The 14,014-nt window shown below is 69.3% G+C and carries 15 protein-coding genes; 5 read left to right on the top strand and 10 right to left on the bottom strand.

Going from position 1 to position 14,014, the window contains the following annotated elements:
* Positions 1–12: 12 nt before the first annotated feature.
* The 8 genes from IB225_RS17630 to IB225_RS17595 are packed head-to-tail and all read right to left on the bottom strand — an operon-like array spanning position 13 to position 8,272.
* Positions 13–1,029 (bottom strand): DUF4380 domain-containing protein, encoded by a 1,017-nt coding sequence (locus IB225_RS17630; protein ID WP_192313263.1) that lies wholly within the window; start codon positions 1,027–1,029, stop codon positions 13–15.
* 8 nt (positions 1,030–1,037) lie between these two features.
* Positions 1,038–2,336 carry a DUF58 domain-containing protein gene (locus IB225_RS17625; RefSeq protein WP_192313260.1) on the bottom strand — a complete coding sequence of 433 codons (1,299 nt, stop codon included), beginning with the start codon at positions 2,334–2,336 and terminating at the stop codon, positions 1,038–1,040.
* Positions 2,333–3,334, bottom strand: coding sequence for a MoxR family ATPase (locus IB225_RS17620; protein ID WP_192313257.1), 1,002 nt, complete (start codon positions 3,332–3,334; stop codon positions 2,333–2,335). Before IB225_RS17620 ends, IB225_RS17625 begins: the two co-directional genes overlap by 4 nt.
* A complete protein-coding gene (locus IB225_RS17615; RefSeq protein WP_192313254.1) occupies positions 3,331–4,530 on the bottom strand; it encodes a DUF4350 domain-containing protein in 1,200 nt (399 codons plus the stop codon). Before IB225_RS17615 ends, IB225_RS17620 begins: the two co-directional genes overlap by 4 nt.
* Entirely contained in the window at positions 4,527–6,101 is a 1,575-nt protein-coding gene (locus tag IB225_RS17610; RefSeq protein ID WP_192313251.1) for a DUF4129 domain-containing protein, read from the bottom strand. The genes IB225_RS17615 and IB225_RS17610 overlap by 4 nt, the downstream gene beginning before the upstream one ends.
* Positions 6,091–7,089, bottom strand: coding sequence for a stage II sporulation protein M (locus tag IB225_RS17605; protein WP_192313249.1), 999 nt, complete (start codon positions 7,087–7,089; stop codon positions 6,091–6,093). Before IB225_RS17605 ends, IB225_RS17610 begins: the two co-directional genes overlap by 11 nt.
* Positions 7,086–7,766, bottom strand: coding sequence for an RDD family protein (locus tag IB225_RS17600; RefSeq protein WP_192313246.1), 681 nt, complete (start codon positions 7,764–7,766; stop codon positions 7,086–7,088). Before IB225_RS17600 ends, IB225_RS17605 begins: the two co-directional genes overlap by 4 nt.
* Positions 7,766–8,272, bottom strand: coding sequence for an RDD family protein (locus IB225_RS17595; RefSeq protein ID WP_192313241.1), 507 nt, complete (start codon positions 8,270–8,272; stop codon positions 7,766–7,768). Before IB225_RS17595 ends, IB225_RS17600 begins: the two co-directional genes overlap by 1 nt.
* An 81-nt stretch (positions 8,273–8,353) precedes the next feature.
* On the opposite strand from IB225_RS17595, the gene IB225_RS17590 reads away from it, so the two are divergent.
* Both IB225_RS17590 and IB225_RS17585 read left to right on the top strand, forming a co-directional pair.
* Positions 8,354–8,638: a YkgJ family cysteine cluster protein gene (locus IB225_RS17590; RefSeq protein WP_192313239.1), complete on the top strand. Its 285-nt coding sequence runs from the start codon at positions 8,354–8,356 to the stop codon at positions 8,636–8,638.
* A 10-nt stretch (positions 8,639–8,648) separates the two neighbouring features.
* Complete coding sequence (locus tag IB225_RS17585; protein ID WP_192313236.1) at positions 8,649–9,293, top strand: Pr6Pr family membrane protein; 645 nt, start codon at positions 8,649–8,651, stop codon at positions 9,291–9,293.
* 6 nt (positions 9,294–9,299) lie between these two features.
* Here IB225_RS17585 and IB225_RS17580 read toward each other — a convergent pair whose 3' ends face one another.
* Positions 9,300–9,677, bottom strand: a complete 378-nt coding sequence (locus IB225_RS17580; protein ID WP_192313233.1) for a VOC family protein — start codon at positions 9,675–9,677, stop codon at positions 9,300–9,302.
* A gap of 38 nt (positions 9,678–9,715) precedes the next feature.
* Positions 9,716–10,264, bottom strand: a complete 549-nt coding sequence (locus tag IB225_RS17575; RefSeq protein ID WP_192313671.1) for a gamma carbonic anhydrase family protein — start codon at positions 10,262–10,264, stop codon at positions 9,716–9,718.
* A gap of 61 nt (positions 10,265–10,325) precedes the next feature.
* Here IB225_RS17575 and IB225_RS17570 point away from each other — a divergent pair, with 61 nt between their 5' ends.
* The 3 genes from IB225_RS17570 to IB225_RS17560 all read left to right on the top strand — a co-directional run bounded on the left by IB225_RS17570 (position 10,326) and on the right by IB225_RS17560 (position 13,979).
* On the top strand, positions 10,326–11,852 hold the full coding sequence (locus tag IB225_RS17570) for a coniferyl aldehyde dehydrogenase (RefSeq protein WP_192313230.1): 1,527 nt from the start codon (positions 10,326–10,328) through the stop codon (positions 11,850–11,852).
* Positions 11,853–11,858: 6 nt separating this feature from the next.
* Positions 11,859–12,347 carry a hypothetical protein gene (locus tag IB225_RS17565; protein WP_192313227.1) on the top strand — a complete coding sequence of 163 codons (489 nt, stop codon included), beginning with the start codon at positions 11,859–11,861 and terminating at the stop codon, positions 12,345–12,347.
* Positions 12,348–12,422: 75 nt separating this feature from the next.
* On the top strand, positions 12,423–13,979 hold the full coding sequence (locus IB225_RS17560) for an MFS transporter (protein ID WP_192313224.1): 1,557 nt from the start codon (positions 12,423–12,425) through the stop codon (positions 13,977–13,979).
* Positions 13,980–14,014: the final 35 nt, after the last annotated feature.

Genomic DNA, 14,014 nt, shown 5'->3' with positions numbered 1-14,014 from the left:
GCAGTGCCTCGCTCAGTGCGCGTCGACGCAGAGATCCAGCTGTTCGCACAGGAATGCGACCTGCGCCTCCTGCGTCTCCGGTCCGTCGTAAGGCCGCACCGTCCAACGCTCCTGCGCCTGCATCGCCTCACCGGGCTCGAGCGTGCGGAAGGGCGCATGCACTTCCATTTCCAGCAGACCGGCCTGCAGATCGAGTGCGTGGTCGAGATAGAGCTCGACCTGGCCCTGTTCGGGATGGATCGCCGAACGCGGCTGGTGCTCGAAGCGGATCACGAACGCCTGTCCATCGGCGAAGCCCGCCATCCAGCCCGCCGAAGGCTGCAGGAACACCTTGCCACGACGCAACGCCGCGTCGGGTGGCGCGGGCAGGAGCGAGAACACGCCACCCTCGATCCGCCAGGCCGGTGCGGTTTCTTCGGCTGCCTCAACGCGCACGTCGCGCGCATCGGCGACCGGCACGTAGACGCGCGTGGCGGCCGACGTCCGTGTGTTGAACCACAGGTCACGCGACAGAGGACGTTCGCGGATGTTGCGCGCGATCGCCGTCACGACAAGGGTGGATGGATCTGCGGGGTCGAACGCGAACGATTTGAGCAATCGCACGCCGGTGACCGGGCTGTCGACGCCCTCCAGCACCAGTCGCTCGGGCGAGCGCGCGACCACATGTGTGGTCGCGAATGCGAGGTACGGATCCGGCGGCCAGACCGCCTTCGCGGCGCGACGCGAGGAGTTCACGTCCTGGTCGGACCACCAGCCGCTCTGCGGCCCCAGCCACACGTCGTGGCCGAGATAGCCGATGTCATCGGCCTCCGGCGACACCGCCGGCGCGGGTTGCGACACGACCGGCTCGCCGATCTTGATCAGGTTGGGGCGACCTATGCGCCCGGCATGCAGCAGACGGCCACCCAGTGCGGGCGTGATCTCGACGACCATCTCCGTCGACTGCAGGCGGATGCGTTCGACCTCCGCCGCGTGCGCGAACCCGGTGGCCAGGCAGAGCGCGAGCAGGGGCGTGGCGAGCGTGCGCATGCGCGCGACTACAGCACGCCGTCGCGCTTGACCGCCAGGTAGCGCTCCACCAGCGCGCCCGGCAGTTCGTCGCTGGTGACGTCCAGCACCATGACCCGATGGCTGCGCAACGCGTCGTGCGCCGCCGTGCGCTGCTCCAGATAGCGCGCGACGGCGCCGGCATGGATCGCGCCCTGCAGGTCATGCACGTCGTTGTCCAGCGCATCGTCCAGCGAGGTCTCGCGCAGGCTGGCCACGCACACCAGGTGCCGCTTCTGCAGCAGGCGTACCGCAGCGAGCAGGTCGTCGATGTCCTCGTCGCGAACGTTGGTGACCAGCATCACCAGCGCGCGGCGGCGCTGGCGCAGGCTCAGCTCAGTGGCGGCGGCCAGGTAGTCGGTGGCCACCGGGCGTGGCTGCAGGTCGTAACTGGCGCGCAGCAGCGTGTCGATCGCGGCCATGCCGCGTTGCGGCGCGACCCAGCGGCTGTCGCCGCCGGCGGCGAACAGGCCCACGCCATCGCCCTGCCGCAGCGCCAGGTACGACACCACCAGCGACGCATTGAGCACGTGGTCGAAATGGCCCAGTTCGTCCTCGCGCGCCATCATCCGGCGACCGGTGTCGATCAGCATCACCAGCTGCTGGTTCTTCTCGTCCTGGTACTCGCGCGAGATCAGCTTGCGCGAGCGCGCCGTGGCCTTCCAGTCGACCTGGCGCAGGCTGTCGCCGACGCGGTACTCGCGCATCTGGTGGAAGTCGGTGCCTTCGCCACGTCGCCGCTTCAGGTGTGCGCCGACAAGCCGCGAGGCCTGTTCGGCACTGAACAGTGCAAAGCGCGTCAGCGGCGCGAAGTTGGGGTACACGCGCACCCGCTGCGGCGCACCGGTGACGCGCAACTGCCGCCACAGCGCCAGCGGCGAGCGCAGGCGCAGCTGCACGCCATCGAAATGCGCATCGCCGCGCGCCGCGGGACGCAGGCGATAGGTGATGCGGGTCGCCGACATCGGCGCCAGCGTCAGCTGACGCGGCAGGCCGGTCGACGGCCAGGCGCCCGGATGCAGGTCGAACACCTCCAGCCGCTGCCGCACCCGCGACTCGAACAGCAGTGCGACGTCGCGGTCGATGCCCAGCGGCAGCGCCTCAGGCACTTCGCGCACGATCTCCGGCGTGGGTCGGGTGCGCAGCCTCCAGGCATCCAGCCCCGCGATCACCAGCACCGTGGCGCCGACCAGCTGCCATTGCCACAGCGGCCAGCCGAGGAACGGCACGGCCAGGCCGGCCAGCCCCCAGCCTGCCATCAGCGCGACGAGCAGCGGCGCAGGCCTCATTTACGCGGCGCGTCTACTTTCGCCAGCAGCGCACGCAACGCATCGTCCGGCGACTGCCCTTCGATCTGCAGTTCGGGGGCGAGGGTGATGCGATGGCGGAGCGCCGGGCGGGCGATGTCGCGCACGTCGTCCGGCGTGACGAAATCGCGCCCCTGCAGCACCGCCTGCGCGCGTGCCGCGCGCACCAGTGCGATGCTGCCGCGCGGACCCGCGCCCAGCGCGATGCCCGGCCACTTGCGGGTGGCGGCGACGATGCGCACCGCGTAGTCGATCACTTCCGGATCCACGCGCACGGCCGCGGTCTCGCGCTGCATGGCCGCGATATCGGCGGCGCCCACGACGCGCTTGACCTGCGACAGATCGAAGTCGGCGGCGGTGCGGCCGGTGGTGATCGCGTCGACCATGCGCTTCTCGTCGTCCAGCGCGGGGTAGTCGATCAGCACTTTCAGCAGGAAGCGGTCGAGCTGTGCTTCCGGCAGCGGGTACGTGCCTTCCTGTTCCACCGGGTTCTGCGTGGCCAGCGCGATGAAGGGCGGCGACAGCTCGAACGATTTGCCTTCGATGGTCACCTGGCCTTCCTGCATCACTTCCAGCAGGGCCGACTGCGTCTTCGCGGGTGCGCGGTTGATTTCGTCGGCCAGCAGGATATTGGTGAACACCGGACCGCGTCGGATCTGGAAACTCTCGGTCTTCGGGTCGTACACCGCGTGGCCGCTGACATCGCTGGGCATCAGGTCGGACGTGAACTGCACGCGCGCGTAGCTCAGCTCCAGCGCCTGCGCCAGCGCGCGGACCAGCAGCGTCTTGCCGAGGCCGGGCACGCCCTCGATGAGTACGTGGCCGCCGGCCAGCAGTGCGATCAGGATCTGGTCCAGCACGTCGGGCTGGCCAATGAAGGCCTTGGACACTTCCTCGCGCACGGCCTCGACGCGCTGGGACAGCGCGTTGCCGGGCGTCGGCGGAAGCGCGGGCGGCGCGGCGGCGGTCTCGTCGTTCATAGGCGGTTTCTCAGTTGGATCAGCAGGGAGATGCGGTCACGGAATGCCTGCCGGTCGTGCGAGGCAGGAACATTGAGGGCGGTGCGGATGCGCTCGGCGGGCTGGCCGGTGCGCTCGGCGATGGCAACGATCTGCGGCTCGCCGGTGAGTGCGGCGGCGACCGGATCGCGGCGGCGCAGGCGCGCGAGGAAGGCCTGCCGCACGGCGGCATACAGCATGACGCCGCGGCCATAACGATAGAGATGCTCGCCGCTGGCGCGCACATGCTCGAGCAACGAACGGCGCTCGCCGGCGGGCGACGGCAACGCCGGGCCGAACCGCTGCATGCGCATCCACAGCCAGGCCGCGAGCGCGAGCAGCAGCGGCGCCCACACCATCCAGCCGTGCAGGTACAGCGTGCGCCACAGCGACGGCATCTCGGCCGCATAGACCAGGTGCATGGTGCCCTGGCGATAGTTGGGGGCCAGCACCTGCCGCGCGAGCGCGCGGTGCGGGCCATCGCGCAGGCCACCGTTCGGCGGCGCGTCCAGCGCTTCCTGCATGAAGCCGCGCGCGCCCGTATTGGCGAGGAAATCGAAATCGGCCAGCACGTCGACGTGACCCTTCCCCACGGCGAGGCGGGCATAGACGTAGCCGCCCTGCAGGTCGCCCCACGCCAGTTCGGGCACCACCTGGTCGAAGGCGAAGCGGCGGCCGCGGCAGAACTCCACGTGATGATCCTCGCCTTCCACCTGGAAGTCCTCGCATGACGGCGTCTCGTCCACCAGCCATGCCGACAGCAGGTCCAGCATCACCGATTGCGGTGCATCCTCCCCCGCGGTGTCTTCGCCCGGCGAGTACAGCGGCGTCCGGATCAGCAGATGGCCACCGTCCTCCACCCAGGCAAGCAGCCGCTCGGCCTCCGGCGGCGACAGCGCGCGTGGATCGTTGAACAGCAGCAGCGTGTCGCTGCGTCCGAGTGCGTTGTCGTCCAGCATCAGCCGCTGGCGCGCGTTGACCTTCACGCCGTCGGCTTCCAGTGTTTTCGCCAGCGCGTACAACGGGTTGTACGCGGCCTCGCCGGAGGGCGGCAGATGCAGCGTCTTGTCGACGCGATGGAACGTGTGCCGGAACCACGCGCCGAGCAGCGCCAGCACCACCAGCAGGAGGAGCACGCCCGCGCCCACCACGCGACCATTGCGGCGCGCGGCGGTCATGCGGCCCACCCGTAACGCTGCTGCAGCTCGCCGACCAGCGCATCGAACTCGTCGTCGCCAGGCAGCCGTTCGCCGTAAGCCGCGTACTGCCAGATGCGCACGATGCGCGCGAAGACCTGGCGATCCTCCGCCTGCGGCATGCGTCGCGACGCGCGCAGGCATTCGGCTTCGGTCGCACCCGGCGGCAGCACGATGTCGGCGCGCTGGCTCATGCTGTCCACGCTTGCCCGGTAGAGCAGCGCCAGCGCATGGCGCGGACGACCGTCGCGCCACAGGGCGCGCGCCGCGGTGCCGATGTCGTCGGGCAGCGCCTCCGGCAACACCAGGGCATCGGTCTGCGGGGCTTCCGGCGCAAACGCCGCAGGCCGGGCGATACCGCGCATCCACGGCCACCAGTAGCGCACGGTGACCAGCAGGGCCAGCACCAGCACGCCGACCACGATCCACAAGCCCCATTCACCGATGAACGCCAACACTGCGCCGATGCCACCGAGCAGGGCGCTGTCGGGATTCCGTGCCTGCTCGGGCTTCTTATCGGCAGGGTTGCGGCGCTCCCAACCGGACTGCACGTGCTCGCGGCCGAGCAACGGATCGCGATAGGCCTCGTCAGCGGCCTTGCGGAAGGCACGATCGTCGACGCGCTGGTCGCCGAACACGATCGGCAGGGTCGGCGGCGTCGGCTTCCCTTCGTCCTCTTCCGCGTCCTCCGCGGTGGGCGCCGACGCGACCGGCGGCGCACCGTGACGCTCCTGCGCATCCGCGACGCCGCTCATGCTCATGCCCACTGCGACGACCAGCACGAGCGGTGCGGCCGCGGCCAGTCGCGCGCGCAGCTTGCGGAACACGATCTCCAGATCCCAGGCCTCGATCTGCGTGCGCCGGTTGAGGTACAGGCCGAAGCCGGCGCCGACGTAGAACGGTTCGACCACGCTGATCGCGGCCCAGACCAGCACGTTCCACGCCAGCTCCAGCCAGACCGGCCATTCGATGGCCACTATCCGGAATGCCGCCTGCATGCTGTCCGGCAGCAGGTCCTGCGGCAGGTACATCACCACGGCCAGGACGCCGCCCAGCACCAGGGCACCCTGGAACAGCAGGCAGATCCAGGTCAGCAGAATTGCCGTGCCGTAGGCCTGACCGCCCAGCACGCGGCGACGCTGGCGCAGGCGCTCGCCCTGCACGCCTTCCAGCAGGTCGATCGGCATATACAGCGAGCGCACCGGACTGAGGCGGCGCCAGGTGAGCAGGTGCGGCAGCGTGCGCAAACCCCATCCCAGCTGCGCACGCAGGGTTTCGCGCGTGCCCGGCACGCTGCCGAACACCGCGCGCGACATGACGTACAGCGGGATGCGGTCGAACGCCGGCTTCAGCCACCACATCACCAGCGCGGCCAGCCAGAACTGGTCGATCCACCAGGCGCCCAGGTTCAGCAGCGCGAACACCGGCAGCGTCAGCCACAGCCACGGCTTCCAGATGGCGCCGGCATGCCGGCGCACCAGCGCCATGCCGAGCTCGATGGCCTCCCAGTCCGAGCGCGCACGCAGGCGGACGGTGAGCTGTTCAATCCTCATCGGCCACCCCGCGTCCGGCGACGCCCAGCCACACCGCCACCAGCGTCCACAGCACGCCGGACACGCTGTACTTCACCGCGGCCGGAATCGACTGCGTCGACGACCAGAAGGCTTCGATGAACGCCGCCACCAGCAGCATGAAGGCCACGCCCAGGCACAGCTTTGCGCCCTTCACGCCGGCGACGGCCAACGCATCTATTCGGCTTCGCTGTCCCGGAGCCACCAGGCTCAGGCCGAGGCGAAGTCCGGCGCCGCCCGCCAGCACGATGGCCGTCAGTTCGAACGGCGCGTGCCCGCACACGAAACGCCACAGCGGATCGCCGTAACCGATCTGCTGCAGATGGCCGAACACGGTGCCGATGCCGATGCCGTTGACGATCAGCACGACCAGCGCACCGATGCCTGCCACCAGTCCCCCGGCAAAGGTCTTCAGGCCGATGCTGATGTTGTTCCAGATGTAGAGGCCGAACATCTGCCAGTCGCTGCCGCTCTCGCGGCCGAGCGCATGACTCGGGTCGCTGGGGTCGTACATGCGTTCGTACATCGCCACCTGCTCGGGCGACGCGATGCTGTACACCAGCTCCGGCCGGAACTGCAGCAGCACGAACATCAGCACCAGCGGGAACACGAACACCGCCGCCGCCACCCACATGCAGCCGGCCTCGCTGCGTACCAGCCGCGGGAACTCCGCCAGCAGGAAGCGCACCGCACGCTGCCAGCGCGGCGGCGGCGTGCGGTACAGCACACCATGCCCGCCCTGCATCAGCGCCTGCAGGCGATCCACCACCATCGGGCTGTAACCGCGGCGGCGCGCCAGCGCGAGATGCTGGCAGATGCGCCGGTAGCGCGCCGGCACGTCCTCGTCGGTCAGCTCGCCGGCGTTGCGCTCGCGACGGGCGCGCCGCGCGTTGTCGCCGCGCGCATGCAGCCACGATTCGAAGGCGAGCCATTCCGCCTGGTGGCGGGCGACGAACTGTTCCTGCCTCATCGACGCCCCAACAGCCAGTTGGCCATGCCGTACAGCCGCTGCACGCCCGCCTGCCCCTGGGCGGCGGTGATCGGCTGGGCGAGATTGGCCAGTTCCTCCTGGCGCGAGGCCGTCAGCTGCGGCGCGCGCTCGCCGAACGCGACGATCGCGCCCTGTTCTTCCGGCAGCAGTTGCGCCGGGGGCACGAATACCGTGTTGACCGGCGCGGGCACATGGCTGGGCTCGCGTTCGACATGCACGACCAGCGTGCCGGCCACCATGTCGCCGAGCCGGCGTGCGTAAGGATCGGCCAGGCAGGCGACCAGCCCGGTCGCGTAGCCGAAGGGCAGCATGTCGACGGTCCGCAGCAGATTGCGCGTGATCGCCGCCAGCCAGCCTACCGGCGCGCCATCGGCCGCCACCACGCGCAACCCCAGCGCCTTCTTGCCGGGCGTCTGTCCGCGCCAGACCGATTCCAGCACGATCGGATAAGCCCAGAACAGCAGGAACATCACGATCAGGTGCAGGCCCTCGCCCACTTTCCCCAGTAGGGTGAGGAATATCGCCATGACCATGACGATGCCGAGGCGGATCGCCAGGTCGATGCCCCATGCCAACGCGCGCGGCACCGGTCCGGCGGCCGGCAGGTGCAGGCCGACGCCTTCGGGCGTGACCACTTCGCGGTAGGTATCCAGCATCAGGCCTGCACCACGATCGTGTCGGCCATCCGGTCGTGCAGGCAGCGGCGATCCTCGCTGAAGATCATCAGGGGATCGATCAACGAGAACAGATGCCCGATGCAGGGAATGGCGCTGATGATCATCGGAATGACATAGCGCAGGCCCAGCAGTCGGGCGGCGCCGCACCGCGTGCCGTCGGGGCGGACCACGCGCAGGCCGAACCAGCGTTTCGCAAGCGTTTGTCCGTCGCGCACCAGCAGGACGATATTGAGGATGACCAGCGCGATGCCCAGCGGCGTCCCGATCCAGGCCGCGGGCACCAGCACCTCCGTCCACCGGGACAGGTCTTCCAGCAGAAGCAGATAGGCCGGCAACAGCAGGATCGTGATCATCAGGTTGTCCACGATCACCGCGCCCAGCCGCACCGCACGGCTGCCCGGCACCAGCGGCGCCGTGCCGGCCGGAATCTCGGCGATGGGCGCGGGTGCGGCATACGGATTGGCGTGCTGGTTGGCGCTTTCCATGCGTGATCCCCTGTACCCCGCGACTTTAGCCGCGAACGCCATCCTTGCCCAGCCACGACAGGCCCTACACTGCGCGTCATCGTGAATACCGCCTTCTCCTGTCGATCCGGTTGCGCCGCCTGCTGTACCGCGCCGTCGATCACCTCGCCGATCCCGGGCATGCCGCAGGGCAAGCCGGCCGGTGTGCCATGCGTGCAGCTGGACGAAGCCTTGCGCTGCCGGCTGTTTGGCAAGCCCGAGCGCCCGGCGTTCTGCGGCACGCTGAAGCCCGGCGCCGACATGTGCGGCGCCAGCTGGCAGGACGCGATGGCGCTGCTGGCCGCGCTCGAACGCGCCACCGCCCCGGTCACCGCTTCCCCTCCCTAGGAGACGCCGCATGCAGCGGATCTGGAACCTGATCCTCGCCGTGGCGATCGCCGCCACCGTGATCGCCCAGCTGGTACTGCTGCTCGCGGGCGGCGCGGACGTGAACACCGCGCCCTCCGCGGCACCGGTGCCGCTACCGACACGGCTGCTGCGCTTCTTCAGCTACTTCACCGTGCAAAGCAATCTGCTGGTGCTTGCCGCGGCGATCACCCTGGTCATCGATCCGCAACGCGACGGCAAATTCTGGCGCGTACTGCGGCTGGATGGACTGCTGGGCATCGCAGTGACGGGCGTGGTGTCCGCGACGTTGCTGGCGGGACTGATCCATCCGGTCGGCATCGGCGTGTGGATCAATGCCGGCTTCCACCAGTTCTCGCCGGTGTGGACGCTGGTCGGCTGGCTGCTGCTGGGTCCGCGACCGCGGGTGGACATGGGCACCATCGCGCTCGCTTTCATCTGGCCGACGGCATGGCTGGCCTACACGATGGTGCACGGCGCACTGACGGGCTGGTACCCGTATCCCTTCCTCAATGCGGACAAGCTGGGCTACGGACAGGTCAGCATCACGCTGGTGGTCATCCTGGCCGCCGCGCTCGCCACCGCGTTCGCGTTCCATGTGCTGGAACGGTGGCTGCCGCCGTCGCGCACGCGCTGACCCGCGCTACGCCACCTGGGTGGAAATCCACCAGGTGGTGCCGCCGGCATCGCGGAAGCCGCCGCGGCGATCACCGTCGCCTTTCTCTCCCGGCGCCTGCACACGCTCCGCGCCCGCTTCCAGTGCGCGCGCCCAGGTCGCATCGACGTCGGGTACATAGAGATGTACGTGGCTGGCGATGGGCGGCCACCCATCCATGCGGTCGGCCAGCATCAGCACGGTGTCGTCGATACGGACTTCCGCGTGCCCCAGCCGGTCGCCCATGGGATGCATCCGCAGCGGCTCGGCACCGAACACGGTCTTGAGGAAATCGATCGTGCGCTGCGCGCCATCGACCACGAGATACGGGGCCACCGAGGTGTAGCCGTCCGGTTTCCAGGCCATGTGTTTCTCCCAGGCGGCGCGGGGCGCGCCGCCGGCCATCATGCCGTCGGGGATGTTGGCGACAGGTAACGGTCTTTCAGCTTGACGTAGTGGCCGGCCGAGTAATGCAGGCTCTCGATTTCCTTGTCGGTGAGCTTGCGTGCGAAGCGGGCGGGATTGCCCAGCCACAGCTCGGCTTCACCGACCACCTTGCCCGGACCCAGCACCGCACCGGCACCGAGGAAACCGTACTTTTTCACCGTCGCACCGTCGAGGATGCAGGCGCCCATGCCGATCAGGCAGAGGTCCTCGACAGTGCAGGCATGGATGATGGTGCCGTGGCCGATGGTGACGTCGGCGCCGATCAGCGTGGGATAGCCGGCCTTGTTGTACGGACTGTGGTGGCTGACGTGGACGATGGTGCCGTCCTGCACGTTGGTGCGCGCACCGACCCGGATGAAGTTGACGTCGCCGCGCAGGATGGTGCCCGGCCAGACGGAGACGTCTTCGGCCAGTTCGACATCGCCGATCACCGTGGCGGCGGGGTCGACATAGACACGCGGCCCGAGGACGGGAAAGCGGTCAAGGTAGGGGCGCAGGGCGGTCATCTTCGTATCCATGCCGGGATTGTAGTGCGCCGGCCCGAAAGGGAAGGCATACACTCGGCCCATGACGACCTTCCCGCACGCCGCCACGACCGCCGCCAATGCGGCCATCACCGCTGCCAACGCCGCGATCGCGGCGGCGACGACGGACGATGCCTCCGCTCCCGCCAGCAACGCACCCGAGCCCGACGGCGATACGCCGGTAGCCGACCTGGCCCCCACGCTGCAGCGACTGCGTGAGGCCTGGCAGGCGCGCAAGCCCGACTACGCGCAGCGTCGCGACGACCTCCAGCGGCTGCGCGATGCGCTGAAGCGGCGACTGCCGGAGATGGCCGACACCATCGCCGCCGATTTCGGCCACCGCTCGCGCCATGAAACGCTGATCGCCGACGGCATGACGGTGCTCAACGAGATCGACCACCTTGCCTCGCACCTGCGTCGCTGGATGAAACCGAAGCGTGTCGGCGTCGGCTGGCGCTTCTGGCCGGCGCGCGCCGAGATCCGGCAGGCACCGGTGGGCGTGGTCGGCGTGATCGCGCCGTGGAATTACCCGGTCAACCTGGCGCTGATTCCGCTGGCGACCGCGATCGCCGCCGGCAACCATGTCTATCTGAAGCCTTCGGAACACACGCCGCGCACGACCGCCTTCCTGCGCTCGCTGCTGGCCGAGGTCTTCCCGCCGGAACGCATCAGCGTCGCCGCCGGTGGTGCCGAGGTGGCGGGCGCGTTCGCCGCATTGCCGTTCGACCACCTGGTGTTCACCGGCTCCACCGCGGTCGGCCGCAAGGTGATGGCCGCCGCCGCGCCGAACCTGACGCCGTTGACGCTGGAGTTGGGCGGCAAGTCGCCGGCCATCGTCTGCGACGATTTCCCCGTGAACCAGGCGGCGGCGCGACTGGCGACCGGCAAGTGGTTCAACGGCGGGCAGACCTGCATCGCGCCGGACTACGTGCTCCTGGTCGGCCCGCAACGCCGTGACGCGCTGGTGCAGGCGTTGCGGGACGAGGTCGCTGCACGCTACGGCGATCTGTCCGACGCCGGCGACTTCACCCGCATCATCAACGACGGCCAGTTCGCGCGCCTGGACGGCTACTTGGACGACGCGCGCCAGCGCGGCCATGAGGTCATCCCGCTCGCGGCGAAGCACGACCGCGCGCAGCGCCTGTTCGCACCGACCGTGGTGATCGAGCCGGGCGACGACGCGAAAGTGATGCAGGACGAGATCTTCGGCCCGATCCTGCCGATCCGCACGGTCGGCTCGCTGGACGAAGCGCTGGCCTACGTCAACGCGCACGACCGGCCGCTGGCGTTGTACCCCTTCAGCCACGACCGCGCGCGGGTGGAGAAGATCCTGCGCACGACGCTGGCCGGCGGTGTGACCGTCAACGACACGGTGCTGCACTTCGGCATCAACGCACTGCCGTTCGGCGGCATCGGCCCCAGCGGCATGGGCGCGTACCACGGTCGCTCGGGGTTCGATGCGATGAGCAAGGCGCTGCCGGTGCTGTGGCAGCCGCGCCGCGCCGGCAGCGACCTGCTGAAGCCGCCGTACTCGAAGGTCGCGCGGTTCATCGATTTCATCATCCGCTAGCCACGCATGCGCAAGCTCCTCCGCAGCAGCACCCGCACTGACCTGCGCGTCTACATGTTGTTGCTGGTCGGCGGCATGTTCGTATACGCCGGCCTGACCGTGGACCCTGCCAGCAACTGCGACCCCAGTGGGCGCGAGTGCGCCCCTTGGCTGGTACCGGTGGTCTTCGTGATGGGTTTCGTGTTTGCCGGCACCGCGCTGGCGATGCTGGTGCATGTGCGTCGCTGGGGCAGCCGACTGGATCTGGATACTCGCACGCTGTGGTGGTGGGACGACGAGATCGCTCCTGGCGAACACGCGATTACGCTGGACCGGATCGCGAGGATCCGCGTGCAACGCCCGGAGGAGAGCGACGACCGCGTTTTCCTCTACGACCACGATGGCGCGCTGCTGCGCTTCCCGTCCGAGCGTGGCGTCCCCTACGATGCGATCCAGTGGGCCAAGGACCTGGCCACGCACTTCCCGCATATCCGGGTGGACGTGGAAGGCGGCTGAGCCGCAGCGCCACTCCAGGTCGAAAGCCGCTCCGCCCGTTCGTCGTACGGGATAACACGCTGCTGACGGACTCCCATGTCGATCTCTTCCGTACCTGCCAAAGCCACCCGCCGCGAATGGATCGGGCTGGCGATCATCGCCCTGCCCTGCATGGTCTACGCGATGGACCTGACCGTGCTGAACCTGGCGCTGCCGGCCATCAGCGCCGAGCTGGACCCCAGCGCCAGCCAGTTGCTGTGGATCGTCGATGTCTACGGCTTCCTGGTCGCGGGCTTCCTGATCACGATGGGCACGCTGGGCGACCGCATTGGTCGGCGCAAGCTGTTGCTGATCGGCGCGGCCGCGTTCGCCGCGGCATCGGTCCTGGCCGCGTTCTCGCGCAGCGCGGAAATGTTGATCGCGATGCGCGCGCTGCTGGGCGTGGCCGGCGCCACCCTGGCGCCCTCGACGATGTCGCTGATCCGCAACATGTTCCATGACGAGCACGAACGGCAGTTCGCGATCGGCGTGTGGATCGCGGCGTTCTCGGTGGGCGGTGCCATCGGGCCGCTGGTCGGCGGCCTGCTGCTGCAATGGTGGTGGTGGGGCGCAGCCTTCCTGGCGGCGGTGCCGGTGATGGTGCTGCTGCTGGTACTGGGTCCGAAGCTGCTCCCCGAATACCGCGATCCCGACGCCGGCAAACTCGATCCACTCAGCATGGTGCAGTCGCTGTTCGCGGTGCTCGCAGGCGTGTACGGCCTGAAGCGCATCGCCGAGTACGGCATCGATCCGCGCGGCATCGCCGTACTGCTGGTCGGTATTGCGCTGGGCGTACTGTTCGTGCGGCGACAGAAGCACCTGCCCTATCCCTTCCTCGACGTGACCCTGTTCCAACGGCCCGCGTTTTCCGCCGCCATCGTCGCCTACGCGCTGGCGGGCCTGTCGATGATGGGCGTGTACATCTTCATGACCCAGTACCTGCAACTGGTGCTGGGCCTGACGCCGCTGCAGGCCGGGATCGCGACGATTCCGTGGTCGCTGTGCTTCACCGTCGGGTCGCTGCTGGCACCGCGGCTGGCCCGGCACTGGGGCGCGCGACGGGTGATGGTGCGCGGGCTGCTGTTCGCCGCGCTCGGTTTCGGCATCACCGCGCTGGTGGCGCCACCGTACGGACTGTGGATCCTGATCGCCGGCATGCTGGCGATGAGCCTGGGCATGGCGCCGGTGTTCACCGTCGGCAACGAACTGATCATCACCACCGCGCCGCCGGAGCGCGCAGGTGCGGCATCGGCGCTCGCCGAGACCAGCGCCGAACTCAGCGGTGCGCTGGGCATCGCCGTGCTCGGCAGCGCCGGCATGCTGGCTTACCGGTTGTGGCTGGACCCCGCCCTGCCCGCGACGCTGGGCGAGGCCGATGCCGTGCGTGCGCTGTCGACGCTGGGGGGCGCGGTGACGGTCGCCGGCGAGCTCGGCGGCACGGCGGGCACGGTCGTCGCCGACACCGCGCGCACCGCCTTCACCGGTGCCATGCGCGCCATCGCGGTGTTCGGCATGGCGATGATGCTGCTGGCCGCGTGGATGGCCGCGCGGCTGATGCGCGACGGCGAGGGAGCGGGTCATGCGGTGACGATGGCGGCCGACGCGGACGGCTGATTCCGATGACCTCCGCCGCATGCGGAGGACGCGAT

The sequence above is a fragment of the Pseudoxanthomonas sp. PXM02 genome (assembly GCF_014851805.1).
Lineage (GTDB): Bacteria > Pseudomonadota > Gammaproteobacteria > Xanthomonadales > Xanthomonadaceae > Pseudoxanthomonas_A.
This window is presented reverse-complemented; position numbering and strand designations above follow the sequence as displayed.